10 protein-coding genes and 1 pseudogene are annotated in these 13,643 nt (G+C 60.8%); 10 read left to right on the forward strand and 1 reads right to left on the reverse strand.

The window, feature by feature from the left end; genetic code table 11:
- The first annotated feature begins 64 nt into the window (after nucleotides 1-64).
- The 5 genes from ACE4QZ_RS03675 (at nucleotide 65) to ACE4QZ_RS03695 (ending at nucleotide 6,816) form a co-directional block, all read left to right on the forward strand.
- Nucleotides 65-595 carry a DUF5943 domain-containing protein gene (locus ACE4QZ_RS03675; RefSeq protein WP_021782648.1) on the forward strand — a complete coding sequence of 177 codons (531 nt, stop codon included), beginning with the start codon at nucleotides 65-67 and terminating at the stop codon, nucleotides 593-595.
- A gap of 15 nt (nucleotides 596-610) precedes the next feature.
- A complete protein-coding gene (gene dgcA, locus ACE4QZ_RS03680; RefSeq protein WP_003255697.1) occupies nucleotides 611-2,671 on the forward strand; it encodes a dimethylglycine demethylation protein DgcA in 2,061 nt (686 codons plus the stop codon).
- Between the two features lie 179 nt (nucleotides 2,672-2,850).
- Complete coding sequence (dgcB, locus tag ACE4QZ_RS03685) at nucleotides 2,851-4,803, forward strand: dimethylglycine demethylation protein DgcB (RefSeq protein ID WP_021782649.1); 1,953 nt, start codon at nucleotides 2,851-2,853, stop codon at nucleotides 4,801-4,803.
- Nucleotides 4,803-6,035 carry an electron transfer flavoprotein subunit alpha/FixB family protein gene (locus ACE4QZ_RS03690; RefSeq protein WP_021782650.1) on the forward strand — a complete coding sequence of 411 codons (1,233 nt, stop codon included), beginning with the start codon at nucleotides 4,803-4,805 and terminating at the stop codon, nucleotides 6,033-6,035. Before dgcB ends, ACE4QZ_RS03690 begins: the two co-directional genes overlap by 1 nt.
- Before the next feature lie 10 nt (nucleotides 6,036-6,045).
- Nucleotides 6,046-6,816, forward strand: coding sequence for an electron transfer flavoprotein subunit beta (locus ACE4QZ_RS03695; RefSeq protein ID WP_003255694.1), 771 nt, complete (start codon nucleotides 6,046-6,048; stop codon nucleotides 6,814-6,816).
- Nucleotides 6,817-8,057: 1,241 nt separating this feature from the next.
- On the opposite strand, the gene gbcA is transcribed toward ACE4QZ_RS03695, so the two are convergent.
- Nucleotides 8,058-9,350: a glycine-betaine demethylase subunit GbcA gene (gene gbcA / locus ACE4QZ_RS03700; RefSeq protein ID WP_021782651.1), complete on the reverse strand. Its 1,293-nt coding sequence runs from the start codon at nucleotides 9,348-9,350 to the stop codon at nucleotides 8,058-8,060.
- Between the two features lie 295 nt (nucleotides 9,351-9,645).
- Between gbcA and gbcB the strand changes: the two genes are divergently transcribed.
- The 5 genes and pseudogenes from gbcB to mcpH all read left to right on the forward strand — a co-directional run.
- Nucleotides 9,646-10,746 carry a glycine-betaine demethylase subunit GbcB gene (gene gbcB, locus ACE4QZ_RS03705; protein WP_021782652.1) on the forward strand — a complete coding sequence of 367 codons (1,101 nt, stop codon included), beginning with the start codon at nucleotides 9,646-9,648 and terminating at the stop codon, nucleotides 10,744-10,746.
- A gap of 116 nt (nucleotides 10,747-10,862) precedes the next feature.
- A complete protein-coding gene (locus ACE4QZ_RS03710) occupies nucleotides 10,863-11,603 on the forward strand; it encodes an RHS repeat-associated core domain-containing protein (RefSeq protein ID WP_080671094.1) in 741 nt (246 codons plus the stop codon).
- A 143-nt stretch (nucleotides 11,604-11,746) separates the two neighbouring features.
- Nucleotides 11,747-11,977 (forward strand): hypothetical protein, encoded by a 231-nt coding sequence (locus ACE4QZ_RS03715; RefSeq protein WP_003255686.1) that lies wholly within the window; start codon nucleotides 11,747-11,749, stop codon nucleotides 11,975-11,977.
- Nucleotides 11,974-12,276 (forward strand): cell division protein ZapA, encoded by a 303-nt coding sequence (locus ACE4QZ_RS03720; protein WP_003255684.1) that lies wholly within the window; start codon nucleotides 11,974-11,976, stop codon nucleotides 12,274-12,276. The genes ACE4QZ_RS03715 and ACE4QZ_RS03720 overlap by 4 nt, the downstream gene beginning before the upstream one ends.
- Nucleotides 12,277-12,639: 363 nt before the next feature.
- Nucleotides 12,640-13,482: pseudogene (gene mcpH, locus ACE4QZ_RS03725) on the forward strand (methyl-accepting chemotaxis protein McpH); the annotation flags it as partial.
- Nucleotides 13,483-13,643 lie beyond the last annotated feature (161 nt).

The following is a 13,643-nucleotide window of genomic DNA, read 5'->3' on the forward strand; positions in this document are numbered from 1 at the left end:
GCCTGATAGCCCCTGCCAGCAACGCCGGGGCACCCACAAAAAATTTTTATGGAGTTGAGTTTCCATGGCCAAAATCGCCCCGCAATTGCCAATCGAAGTCGACAGCGAGACCGGTGTCTGGACCAGCGACGCCTTGCCGATGCTGTATGTGCCTCGGCATTTCTTCGTCAATAACCATATGGGCATCGAGGAAGTGCTGGGTGCCGACGCCTATGCCGAAATCCTCTACAAGGCTGGCTACAAGTCCGCTTGGCACTGGTGTGAAAAAGAGGCCGAGTGCCATGGCCTGGAAGGCGTAGCGGTGTTCGAGCACTACATGAAGCGTCTGAGCCAGCGTGGCTGGGGCCTGTTCGAGATCCAGGATATCGACCTGGATAAAGGTACCTGCAGCGTCAAGCTCAAGCACTCTGCATTCGTGTACGTCTATGGCAAGTGCGGCCGCAAGGTCGACTACATGTTCACCGGCTGGTTCGCTGGCGCGATGGACCAGATTCTCGCTGCCCGCGGCAGCAAGATCCGCACCGTGGCCGAGCAGGTCTATGGCGGGTCGGAAGAAGGCCACGAAGATGGCCTGTTCATTACAAAGCCGTTGTAAGCCGGAGATAGCGTCATGGCATTCGAAGCAATGTTCCAGCCGATCCAGATCGGCAAACTGACCATCCGCAACCGTGTGCTCAGCACTGCGCACGCCGAGGTCTACGCCACTGACGGCGGCATGACGACCGACCGCTATGTGAAGTACTACGAAGAGAAGGCCAAGGGCGGCATCGGCCTGGCCATCTGTGGCGGCTCGTCGGTGGTGGCCATCGACAGCCCGCAGGAGTGGTGGGCATCGGTCAACTTGTCGACCGACCGCATCATCCCGCACTTCCAGAATCTTGCCGACGCCATGCACAAGCATGGCGCCAAGATCATGATCCAGATTACCCACATGGGCCGTCGCTCGCGTTGGGACGGCTTCAACTGGCCGACGCTGATGTCGCCATCGGGCATTCGCGAACCTGTGCACCGCGCCACCTGCAAAACCATCGAGGTGGAGGAGATCTGGCGGGTAATCGGCAACTACGCGCAGGCTGCGCGTCGCGCCAAAGAGGGTGGCCTGGACGGCGTGGAATTGTCGGCGGTGCACCAGCACATGATCGACCAGTTCTGGAGCCCGCGGGTCAACAAGCGTACCGACGAATGGGGCGGCACCTTTGAAGGCCGCATGAAATTCGGCCTGGAAGTGCTGAAAGCCGTGCGTGCCGAAGTGGGTGACGACTTCTGCGTGGGCATGCGTATCTGTGGTGACGAGTTCCATCCCGATGGCCTCAGCCACGAAGACATGAAGCAGATCGCCGCCTACTACGACGCCACCGGCATGCTCGACTTCATCGGTGTGGTCGGTTCGGGTTGCGATACTCACAACACCCTGGCCAACGTCATCCCCAACATGAGCTACCCGCCGGAGCCGTTCCTGCACCTGGCGGCCGGTATCAAGGAAGTGGTCAAGGTCCCGGTGCTGCACGCGCAGAACATCAAAGACCCGAACCAGGCCACGCGCATCCTTGAAGGCGGCTACGTGGACATGGTCGGCATGACCCGTGCGCACATGGCAGACCCGCACCTGATCGCCAAGATCAAGATGGGCCAGATCGACCAGATCAAGCAGTGTGTCGGTGCCAACTACTGCATCGACCGCCAGTACCAGGGCCTGGATGTGCTGTGCATCCAGAACGCCGCGACTTCCCGTGAATACATGGGTGTGCCGCACATCATCGAGAAGACCACTGGCGTCAAGCGCAAGGTGGTGGTGGTTGGCGCAGGCCCTGCCGGGATGGAAGCTGCCCGCGTGGCGGCTGAACGCGGCCACGACGTGACCCTGTTCGAGAAGAGGGACCAGATCGGCGGGCAGATCACCATCGCCGCCAAGGCCCCGCAGCGTGACCAGATTGCCGGTATCACCCGCTGGTACCAGCTTGAACTGGCTCGTCTGAAAGTCGACTTGCGCCTGGGCACTGCCGCTGATGTGGCCGCCATTCAGGACCTGCGCCCGGACGTCATCGTGCTGGCGGTAGGTGGGCACTCGTTCCTGGAGCAGAACGAGCACTGGGGCGCTGCTGAAGGGCTGGTGGTCAGCAGCTGGGATGTGCTCGATGGCAAGGTAGCGCCGGGCAAGAACGTGCTGGTGTACGACACCATCTGCGAATTCACCGGTATGTCGGTAGCCGACTTCATCGCCGACAAAGGCAGCCAGGTCGAGATCGTCACCGACGACATCAAGCCAGGCGTGGCCATGGGTGGTACCACCTTCCCCACCTACTACCGCAGCATGTACCCCAAAGAAGTGATCATGACCGGCGACATGATGCTGGAAAAGGTCTACCGCGAAGGCGACAAGCTGGTGGCGGTACTGGAGAACGAATACACCGGCGCCAAGGAAGAGCGCGTGGTCGATCAGGTAGTGGTCGAGAACGGCGTGCGCCCTGACGAAGAGCTGTACTACGCGCTCAAGGAAGGTTCGCGCAACAAGGGCCAGATCGACGTGGAGGCGCTGTTCGCCATCAAGCCACAGCCGATCCTGAGCCAGCCGGGCGAAGGCTACCTGCTGTACCGCATCGGCGACTGCGTGGCCCAGCGCAACGTGCATGCGGCGATCTACGACGCCTTGCGCCTCTGCAAGGACTTCTGATCGTTAACAGTCGCCGCCATCGGGCGCGATCCCTGTAGGAGCGGGTTCACCCGCGAATGCGTCAGCACTGACAACACTGTTGCCTGACCGGATGCATTCGCGGGTGGACCCGCTCCTACATGGGGCCAGTCTCGCCCTCTGGTCGGCGCAAGAATCCAGCTGTTTGTGGGGAGTCTCCCATGTTGAACACCCTTCTACCCATTCTGCTGTTCGCTGCCCTTGGCCTGGCAGTGCTCGGTGCCTTGCGCCGGGTACGCATGTGGCGCCGTGGCCGGCCGTCCAAGGTCAACCTGATCGGCGGCCTGCTGGCCATGCCGCGCCGCTACCTGGTGGACCTGCACCACGTGGTTGAGCGCGACAAATACATGTCCAAGACCCACGTGGCCACTGCGGGCGGCTTTGTGCTGTCCGCTGCCCTGGCGATTCTGGTGCATGGTTTTGGCCTGCAGAGCAAGATCCTCGGCTATGCACTGCTGGTAGCCACGGTGATCATGTTCACCGGCGCCATCTTTGTCTTCAAACGCCGCCTCAACCCGCCCTCTCGCCTGTCCAAGGGCCCGTGGATGCGCCTGCCGAAGAGTTTGCTGGCGTTCGCCGTGAGCTTCTTCATTGCCACCCTGCCGGTCGCCGGTATCCTGCCGGCCAACACCGGTGGCTGGGTGATGGTCGCCATTCTGGGCCTGGGCGTGCTGTGGGGTGTATCGGAGCTGTTCTTTGGCATGACCTGGGGCGGCCCGATGAAGCACGCCTTCGCCGGTGCCTTGCACCTGGCCTGGCACCGCCGTGCCGATCGCTTCGGCGGCGGCCGCTCCACCGGCCTAAAGCCGCTGGATCTGGAAGACCCGAACGCCCCCCTGGGGGTGGAAAAACCGGTGGACTTCACCTGGAACCAGCTGCTGGGCTTCGATGCCTGCGTGCAGTGCGGTAAATGTGAAGCCATGTGCCCGGCCTTTGCCGCTGGCCAGCCGCTGAACCCGAAAAAACTCATTCAGGACATGGTCATCGGCCTTGCCGGTGGCACGGACGCGCAATTTGCCGGTAGCCCGTACCCTGGCAAACCGATCGGCGAACACGGCGGCAATCCGCATCAGCCGATCGTCAATGGCCTGGTCGACGCCGAAACGCTGTGGTCCTGCACCACCTGCCGTGCCTGCGTCGAGGAGTGCCCGATGATGATCGAGCACGTCGATGCCATCGTCGACATGCGCCGCCACCTCACCCTGGAAAAGGGCGCTACCCCGAACAAGGGCGCCGAGGTGCTGGACAACCTGATCGCTACCGACAACCCTGGCGGCTTCGCCCCCGGCGGGCGCATGAACTGGGCTGCCGACCTTAACCTGCAACTGCTGTCTGAAGTCAAAGCGACCGAAGTGTTGTTCTGGGTTGGCGATGGTGCCTTCGACATGCGTAACCAGCGCACTTTGCGTTCGTTTGTCAAAGTGTTGAAAGCCTCGGGCGTGGACTTCGCCGTACTCGGCCTGGAAGAGCGCGACAGCGGCGACGTGGCGCGCCGTCTGGGCGATGAGGCTACCTTCCAGCAACTGGCCAAACGCAACATCCAGACCCTGGCCAAGTACAAGTTCCAGCGCATCGTCACCTGCGATCCGCACAGCTTCCATGTGCTGAAGAACGAATACGGCGCCCTGGGCGGTGATTACCAGGTGCAGCACCACAGCACCTACATCGCCGAACTGATCGCGGCCAAGAAGCTCAACCTCGGCCAGCACAAGGGTGGTAGCGTCACCTACCACGATCCGTGCTACCTGGGCCGCTACAACGGCGAGTACGAAGCCCCGCGCGAAGTGCTCAAGGCGCTGGGTATCGAAGTGCGCGAGATGCAGCGCTCGGGCTTCCGTTCCCGTTGCTGCGGTGGTGGCGGCGGTGCGCCGATCACTGATATCCCTGGCAAGCAGCGTATTCCCGATATGCGCATGGACGACATCCGTGAAACCGAGGCCGAGCTGGTAGCTGTGGGTTGCCCGCAGTGCACTGCCATGCTTGAAGGCGTGGTCGAACCGCGCCCGCAGATCAAGGACTTGGCTGAACTGGTAGCCGACGTGCTGATCGAGGAGGACGGCTCCACTGTCCCAAAGCCGCAAACGGCTAAACGTGAACCTGCGGAGGTGCACTGATGAGCGACATTATCCGCCGCGATCCACGCGCCGAGTGGATCGCCCGTAACCGTCTGCACCCGCTGCATGCCGCGATGCAGACGCAGCAGACCAGCTGGATGGGGCCTAACGGCATCATCCGCAAGAATCCGCATGCGATTGCCGCGGGCTTTGTCGGCCCGGCCGGCATCAAGCGTATCGACCGCAGCGGCGCCCAGCAGGGCACCGGTGCGGGCGGGCGACGCACGGCGGCGGTCGAGGTCAAGTTGCCACTGCACCAGGTGCCGGAGCCGGCGTTCTACATTGCCGTCGTGCCGGACATGGTTGGTGGCCGCCTGAGCAGCCACGACCGCGACCTGCTCGGCCTGGCCCACAGCCTGGCCGGCAGCGACGGGGCGGTGCTGGCAGTGGTGTTCAACGAGCACAAGGAAAGCAACTTTTCCACAGCCGGTGTCGACCGCCTGCTGGTTATCGAAGGCGAGGCCTTTGAAGGTTATGCACCGGAGCAACTGGTGCAAGGCCTGCGGACTGTGGATAACCAGTTCACGCCGCGCCACTGGTTGCTGCCCGACAGCCGCACCGGTGGCGGTGAACTGGGTCGGCGCCTGGGCGCAGCGCTGGGCGAGCGCCCGGCAACGCGGGTATGGCAGGTCAAGGACGGCCAGTGCATCGGCCGCGCCGGTGCCGGCCAGCAAGACCTGCAACGCGCCGTGCCGCGCCTGATCCTGGCGGCAGCCGAGTGCGCCGAGCCGGTCAGCGAGACTCGTCACGAAGCGCTGCCGGTGGAGTTGTCCACAAGTGTGGTGCGCAGCCTGCCGCGCATCGAAGACCTTGGCTCGGTGGCCGTCGACCCGGCCACCATTGCCATGGCCGAAGCCGAGTTCATCGTCTCGGGCGGCAACGGTGTCAAGGACTGGGACCTGTACCACAAGGCCACTGCAGCCCTCGGCGCTACCGAAGGTGCCTCGCGGGTGGCAGTGGACGACGGCTTCATGCCGCGCAACCGCCAAGTGGGGGCCACCGGCACCTGGGTTACCGCGCGTGTCTACGTGGCTGTGGGTATCTCGGGCGCGATCCAGCACCTGCAGGGTATCGGTGCCTGCGACAAGGTGGTGGCGATCAACATGGATCCGGGCTGCGACATGATCAAACGGGCTGACCTGTCGGTGATTGGCGACAGCTCGGCGATTCTCAAGGCGTTGATCGAGGCTGTGGAAAACTTCCGCAGCGGCGGCCAGCGCGACGCGGCATAAGGGCACGAGCATGAGTACGAAAGTGATCAGCCTAGTTTCCATTGGTGCCCACCCCAGCTCCGGCCGCGCCCGCCGCGCCGAGCAGGATGCCCGCGCCGTGGAGCTGGGTTTGCAGCTGGCTGGGGATAACTTGCAGGTGGTGCATGCGGGCGATCCACAGGAAGAGGCCTTGCGCGCTTACCTGGGCATGGGCCTGGACCACCTCGACGTGCTGGAGCAACCGGCCGGTGCCGATGTGCTGGGCGTGCTGGGTGATTATCTGCGCGACGCCGGTGCCCAGCTGGTGCTGACCGGCAGCCAGGCCGAGACTGGCGAGGGTTCGGGTATGTTGCCGTTCCTGCTGGCCGAAAAGCTCGGCTGGCCGCTGATTGTCGGGTTGGCTGAGGTGGAGTCGATCGACAACGGCACCGCGCAGGTGTTGCAGGCTTTGCCGCGAGGTCAGCGGCGTCGGCTGAAGGTACGTCTGCCATTGCTGGCGACTGTGGATAACGCTGCGCCCAAGCCGCGCCAGAGCGCTTTTGGACCTGCGCGCCGGGGGGTATTGGCGGCGCGTAACGTGGCCATTGTCGAAGATGAGCTGTTGGCTGAAGCCGAGTTGCAACCGGCCCGCCCACGGCCCAAGCGCTTGAAGGTGATCAAGGCCAAGAGTGGCGCCGATCGCATGAAGGCGGCAACCGCCAAGGCCAGCGGCGGTGGTGGCAAGGTGCTGAAGGACGTTTCGCCGCAGGAAGGCGCTGAGGCCATCCTCAAGCTGCTGGTGGAAGAGGGTGTCCTGCGCTGAGCAGGGCTAGAGGTCTCTTTATGGGAGCGTCCCGGCAAGGCCGCTCCCTCATTCAATACTCAGCATTGACCGAGCGCTTTTGCCCACCAAAACTGTTCGCCAAGGTGTGGATAAAGTGTTTGTGCATGTCTACAGGCCTTTTGTGACGTGCTCTCCAGGTTTTTGATCAAAAAACGTTCAGGCACTCTTCCAGTCTTTGCATGCGTGTATCTCAGCATTTTCCTGATTTTGCCCACAATCCCTGTTGGCCGGTCTGTGGATAATCTGTTCGGTTACGGCTGCAGGCTGCGTAGTTAAAGGTGTTGATAGGTTTGTTCAAAAAATGATCAATCCCGTTTGAATCTTGCTCGATCCCTGATAATCAGCTCTTTGAACCGCTTATCCACAACCCGGTTCCACACAATTCATCGGTTGCTCACAAAGTCTGTTGGTGTCTCTGTGGACAAGGTGTATGAACCCGGCTGTAGCCCAGTGCTAATGAGGGCTTGGCTAATATGATCAAATAATGATCAGCGCCCTGCCTGGCATTGTTGCCAGTCCGCAAAACTCCAGCCAGCCATTATCGTGTCCACAGGGCTTCATGTTTGTGGGTAACTCATGGCGTCAGTTTGCGACCCCCGTGCTTATAAGCCTTACGGCGTTATCACGCAGCTCTGGCTCCTGGGCTGGCTTTTTGTGGACAGTATCGGGATCCAGTAACTTCACGAGGCTTGGGGATGGCGTCAAATGGGCCGACCTTGGGGTACAACTTCCTGGGGCCTTCGCCTACCGATCGTCTGGGGCTTAACGCTGCGTGAATGAGTACATTCGGTTCACTCTTGAGCTTGGGAAGCGCTGCGGCGCAATTTGCAGGAGTGGAGGGTGCAATTTTGGGGGCGAACGCCGGGGCGATGATAAGCCTGACGGCACTGGCGCACGCGCTATCAACGCTGCACTTGACCCAAGAAGCAGTCCTCTAAGGCAGGTCGGGAAAAATTTCGATTTATTGACAGGCGGAGTTCCGGCTGAGGTTGCTCCGGAAATTGCTTTGGAAGGCGTACAGAGCTCACTTCAGCGTGGTCTGCCGGTGCGGCAATCTGTAGTCAACCGTCCTGCTCATGAAGTGGGCCGAGCAAGCCCCTTAGAGAGGGCTTCGGATTCATGGGCTTTTCAGAACGATACGATAATGCTTAGACAAAGACGACCTTCGAGGTGAATTGGAGGGGCCATGTTTCAGCCCCTCCACACCTCAGTGCAGTCGCTTATTGCGCCTGCACTTCTTTCAGATAAGCCGCCGGCTCTGCTCCCAGGTTGTTCAGCATCCGCCCGCTGTACCAGTCAATGAAGTTCACCACACCAAACTCGTAAGTCTTCGAATACGGGCCAGGCTGGTACGCGGTGGAGTTGATTCCACGCTGGTTCTCTTCGGCCAGACGACGGTCCTGGTCGTTGGTGGCGTCCCACACCTTGCGCATGTTCTCTGGGTTGTAGTCCACGCCTTCCACGGCATCCTTGTGCACCAGCCACTTGGTGGTGACCATGGTTTCCTGGGCGCTGATCGGCCACACGGTGAACACGATCATGTGGTCGCCCATGCAGTGGTTCCACGAGTGCGGCAGGTGCAGGATGCGCATCGAGCCAAGGTCCGGGTTCTTGATGCGACCCATCAGCTTCTGGCAGGCCTGCTTGCCGTCCATGGTCATCGACACGGTGCCCTTGAGCAGCGGCATGCGCACGATACGGTTACGCAGGCCGTGGCTCTTGTGCAGGTAAGGGATCTTCTCGGCTTCCCAGGCTGCAGCGGAGGCGGCCACGTGGTCCTTGAATTCCTGGCTGGCGCGCGGGTCGTTGGTGTCGTCCCACTCCAGCAGGGTTTGCAGCAATTCCGGGTGCGAACCGTTGCAGTGGTAGCACTCGCGGTTGTTTTCCAGCACCAGCTTCCAGTTTGCCTTTTCCATCAAGGTGGTTTGCACCGCCACCTTGGTGTTCTCCATGTCGTACGGTTCCATGTAATGGTCCAGGGTGGCCAGGAACTCGTCGATGGCAGGCGGGTTTTCCGCCAGGCTGATGAAGATGTAGCCCCCGGCAACCTTCACGTTCACCGGCTTGAGGCCATACTGGTTCATATCGAAGTCAGCACCCATCTCGGTGCCGGCGAACAGCAGGCGGCCGTCCAGCTCGTAAGTCCACTGGTGATATGGGCACACCAGTTTGGCCACCTTGCCTTTCTCGCTGACGCACAGGCGCGAACCGCGGTGGCGGCAGACGTTGTGGAACGCATGTACCTTGCCTTCGGCACCGCGCACCACAATGATCGGGTTCTTGCCGATCTGCAGGGTGATGTAGTTGCCCTTGGCCGGGATCTCGCAGGTCATGCCGGCGATCAACCATTCTTTATGGAAGATTTCCTGCATGTCGATCTGGAACAGACGCTCGTCGGTGTAGAAAGGCTGGGGTAGCGAGTAGGTGCGCTCGCGGGTCTGCAACATCTCGGCGGTGGCCTTGCGTGCAGGTTCAAGTGGATCGCCCAGGCTCAGGGTTGCGGTGACGTCCATCGTGTATTCCTCGGGGCCGTATGCGGCCGGCAAAAGGTGGCTAATCGTTGTTGTGGTGCCGCAAGGCTGCTTCAGATAAAACAGCTAGTTCTTTTGCCGTGGAGTGTGCGTCCGAAGACGCCGCGAACCGTATCCATGGGCGACATGGCCGATTTGAATAACGACGCGCCAGCCCTTGTGCCACGGGGCTGGTCGCGATAAGCACGTCGATGTCGCAGGCAGGAATGTACGTCGTCTTCAGCTTGCGCATTATCGCAGCCATGAAAAGGGCCATAGTCGGCCGCTGGAGAAGAACATGTCCGATACCTTCCTCAATCCGGTCACTACCCAGACCTGGGCCAACGGCCGCCACATTGTGCGCTGCGTCAAGGTCATCCAGGAGACCTGGGACGTGCGCACCTTCTGCTTCATGGCCGACCAGCCGATCATGTTCTTCTTCAAGCCGGGGCAGTTCGTCACCCTGGAGCTGGAGATCGAAGGCAAGCCCGTGATGCGGTCCTACACTATCTCCAGTTCGCCGTCAGTGCCCTACAGCTTCTCGATCACCGTCAAGCGCGTGCCGGGCGGCCTGGTGTCCAACTTCCTGCACGACACCATGCACGAAGGCCTCGAGCTGCCGGTGCACGGCCCTGTGGGCCTGTTCAATGCCATCGACTTCCCGTCGGGCAAGGTGCTGTACCTGTCGGGCGGTGTGGGCATTACTCCGGTGATGTCCATGGCGCGCTGGTTCTACGACACCAACGCCAATGTCGACATGGTGTTCGTGCACAGCGCCCGTTCGCCGAAGGACATCATCTACCACCGCGAGCTGGAGCAGATGGCTTCGCGCATCCCCAACTTCAGCCTGCACATCATTTGCGAAAAGCATGGCCTGGGCGAGCCGTGGGCGGGGTACCGCGGTTACCTGAACCAGCGGCTGATGGAGCTGATCGCGCCGGACTACATGGAGCGCGTGGTGTTCTGCTGCGGCCCGACGCCGTACATGACAGCGGTCAAGCGCCTGCTCGAAGCGGTCGGTTTCGACATGGCGAATTACCATGAGGAATCGTTCGGCGCGACGCCGGCAGAAGCCAAGGCCGATGCCGTGGAGCACGCCGAGCAGGCGGCCGATGCACCGGAGCTGGATGCGTCCGACCTTAATCTGGTGGAGTTCATCGGTAGCGAAAAGAGCATCCGCATCGCCCCGGGCGAGACCGTGCACGCGGCGGCAGCCAAGGTTGGTCTGATGATTCCGAAAGCCTGCGGCATGGGTATCTGCGGCACCTGCAAGGTGCTCAAGCTGGGCGGCGAGGTGGAGATGGAGCACAACGGCGGGATTACCGAAGAAGACGAAGCCGAGGGCTACATCCTGTCGTGCTGCAGCGTGCCGAAAGGGGATGTGCGGATCGATTACTGATTCGAGATATCGGGGCTGCTTGCGCAGCCCTGTTCTATTGCAGGACTGGCATTTTTGCCAGTTTCAGAGTGCCTGGTGGCCGAGTAAGGTTGCCTGAAACCACTCTGGATGACTGTATGAACCAAAGCAATTCGCTTGCCGTGAGTATGTGCCGCTCAGCGCCATATGATCCCTACGGCGCGCAATTTGGCAATCATGCTTCTCTACTCGCATTCAATGGAGAGCTGCGCGACGCCCCCACTGGCAATTATCTGCTTGGCAATGGCAGAAGAGCATATAGCCCAACCTTGAGGCGATTTTTGTCTGCAGACCAACTAAGCCCGTTTTCCAAAGGTGGCATCAACGCTTATGCCTACTGCCTGGGAGACCCGCTCAACAGGCATGATCCAAGTGGAACGTCCAGCCTCTGGGTGCTGGCTAAACGAGTTGTATGGTTTGGATCGCGAATCAAAGCATTTTTTTCTGGCCGCGATCGGTTGAAGACGTTGGGCGAGGGCGCTACATGGTTGGCCGGCATCGGCGGCGCCATGGCCTCTTACGGAGTACCCGGTGCCAAAGAGTTGGCTGCTGTTGGCAGCGTCGTGAGGTTCAGCGTTAAAGTCGTTTCGGTCGGTAAGGCTCTGAAGAAGCATGTTGATCATTTGATCCCTGCCTCAGGACCTTATGTGATGGATCTGGCTGGTGCCGAATTTTCGCCGTTTGTTGGCCCATTTGCCGGTAATCCTCAAATTGACTCGCAAGCCAGTAAGTCGGTCGGACCGGTGGGGCTGCAAAGCGGCTTCAGTTCCTCAGCAATGCCCCCCCGCCCCATGCCCGTACCTCGGGCGAAGTTTGTGAGGCAGCTATCTTTTTCCTGACCGGCGGTTGACTCAAGTCGGAACAAGGTGCCGGTTATCCTGTCAATCTGCGGGTTCGACACCTTATGAATCCGATATTTAATGGCGATAGGGCGCACTTTTCTTTATCGTGTGTGCCCCTCGCAACAACCTGAGATAGACCCATGCTGGAAGCTTCCCTGAATCAAATCGAGCAACTGGTCAGCGACCTGATGCAGAAAAACGCTCAACTCATCGAGCAGAACACCGCCCTTGGCCAGGAACTGGCCCAGGCCAAGGAAGAGAACGAAACCCTGCAACTGTCGCTGATGGAGCAGGAAGAGAAGAACGGCGCTACCGCAGCACGCATTCAGGCCTTGGTCGAGCGTGCCAGCGCGGGCGTTGTTGGCGCATGAGACTGCAGGAGCAGCCGATCAATGTCGTGTCGATTCTCGGCATCGACTATTCGATCAAGGCGCCCGAAGGCCAGGAAGAAACCCTGGCCCAGGCGGTACGGATGCTCAACAAAGCCCTTAACGAGACCAAGCGTCAGTACCCGACCTTGATCGGTGACAAACTGCTGGTGCTGGCTGCCCTTAACCTGTGCTCCAAACAGGTTGAACTGCAGAAAGAGCATCAGCAGACCCTTGCGCGTACTCAAGCGCAAATCGACGCCACGGTGGATGCCATCGTGCGGACCATTGCAGAGCAATAAGACCGCACACTTTCCCCTCTAGGAGCGGGTTTACCCGCGAATGCGTCAGTGGCTTCAACATCGCGTTCGCGGGTAAATCCGCTCCTGCGGGGTGCATCTGATTGCTTCAGATCACTGGATTAACTGGATACGCAAGTGTATACACTTTCCGCAGAACAATAATGTGCGGGGAGTAGGGGCATGCGTATCTGGCGTAAGAGCATCCAGTTGCAATTGATCACCAGCATGGGCGCTGCCTTGCTGGCGAGCATCCTGGTGGTGGTCATTATCTTCACCGTGGCGCTCAACCGTCTCACCGACCGCTACCTGGTCGACACTGCCCTGCCCGCCAGCGTCGAGGCCATCCGCAACGACATCGAGCGCATGCTGGGGCAACCGTTGGTCGCTGCCGCGGACATTGCCGGTAATACTCTGCTGCGCGACTGGCTTGCTGCCGGTGAAGATCCCGCGCAGGCACCCCAATTCATCGAATACCTGGCCGCCGCCAAACAGCGCAACCACGCTTTTACTGCGCTGTTCGCCTCGACCGAAACCGGCCACTACTACAGCGAGAAGGGCCTGGACCGTACCCTCAGCCGCAGCAACCCCAAGGACAATTGGTTTTACGGTTACATCGACAGCGGCGCCGAGCGGTTCATCAACATCGACATCGATGGTGCCACCGGCGAGCTGGCACTGTTCATCGATTATCGTGTGGAAAAGGAAGGCAAGCTGGTGGGTGTGGCCGGCATGGGCCTGCGCATGACCGAGTTGTCGAAGCTGATCCACGATTTCAGCTTTGGCGAGCACGGCAAAGTGTTTCTGGTGCGCAACGATGGTTTGATCCAGGTGCATCCCGATGGTGCCTTCAGTGGCAAGCGCCAGCTTGCCGAGCAGCTTGGCGCGGACGCAGCCAAAGGTGTCATGACCGGAGGCGCGAGCCTGCGTAGCAGCCGCTTCAGCCGTGACGGTGAGCGCTACCTGGCGCTGGGCTTGCCCTTGCGCGACCTCAACTGGACCCTTGTGGCCGAAGTGCCAGAGTCGGAAATTTACGCGCAAATGCATCAGGCCGTCTGGCTGACCAGCCTGATCGGTGGCGCCGTAGCCTTGGTGTCGCTGCTGTTGGTGGTACTGCTGGCGCGTGGCTTGGTGCGGCCGATCCGCCGCGTTACCGCTGCATTGGTTCAGATTGGCGGTGGAGCGGGGGATCTCAGCCACCGTCTGGACGATTCGCGCCAGGATGAGCTGGGTGACCTGGCCCGTGGTTTCAACCGCTTTCTGGACAGCCAGCGCAGCCTGATCGGCGAGGTGTTGAGTACCTCCGAGCGGCTGCGGCGGGCCGTGGAGCAGGTAACCCAGGTGGTGGACAACACTGCCGAGCGCTCCGG

The organism is Pseudomonas sp. DCA-1, from assembly GCF_046523955.1.
GTDB lineage: Bacteria > Pseudomonadota > Gammaproteobacteria > Pseudomonadales > Pseudomonadaceae > Aquipseudomonas > Aquipseudomonas putida_Y.

Excerpts from the sequence above, each read along its gene's own strand:
- ACE4QZ_RS03675 (WP_021782648.1), top strand. The coding sequence starts at position 65 with ATGGCCAAAATCGCCCCGCAATTGCCAATCGAAGTCGACAGCGAGACC.
- dgcA (WP_003255697.1), top strand. The coding sequence starts at position 611 with ATGGCATTCGAAGCAATGTTCCAGCCGATCCAGATCGGCAAACTGACC.
- dgcB (WP_021782649.1), top strand. The coding sequence starts at position 2,851 with ATGTTGAACACCCTTCTACCCATTCTGCTGTTCGCTGCCCTTGGCCTG.
- ACE4QZ_RS03690 (WP_021782650.1), top strand. The coding sequence starts at position 4,803 with ATGAGCGACATTATCCGCCGCGATCCACGCGCCGAGTGGATCGCCCGT.
- ACE4QZ_RS03695 (WP_003255694.1), top strand. The coding sequence starts at position 6,046 with ATGAGTACGAAAGTGATCAGCCTAGTTTCCATTGGTGCCCACCCCAGC.
- gbcA (WP_021782651.1), bottom strand. The coding sequence starts at position 9,350 with ATGGACGTCACCGCAACCCTGAGCCTGGGCGATCCACTTGAACCTGCA.
- gbcB (WP_021782652.1), top strand. The coding sequence starts at position 9,646 with ATGTCCGATACCTTCCTCAATCCGGTCACTACCCAGACCTGGGCCAAC.
- ACE4QZ_RS03710 (WP_080671094.1), top strand. The coding sequence starts at position 10,863 with ATGAACCAAAGCAATTCGCTTGCCGTGAGTATGTGCCGCTCAGCGCCA.
- ACE4QZ_RS03715 (WP_003255686.1), top strand. The coding sequence starts at position 11,747 with ATGCTGGAAGCTTCCCTGAATCAAATCGAGCAACTGGTCAGCGACCTG.
- ACE4QZ_RS03720 (WP_003255684.1), top strand. The coding sequence starts at position 11,974 with ATGAGACTGCAGGAGCAGCCGATCAATGTCGTGTCGATTCTCGGCATC.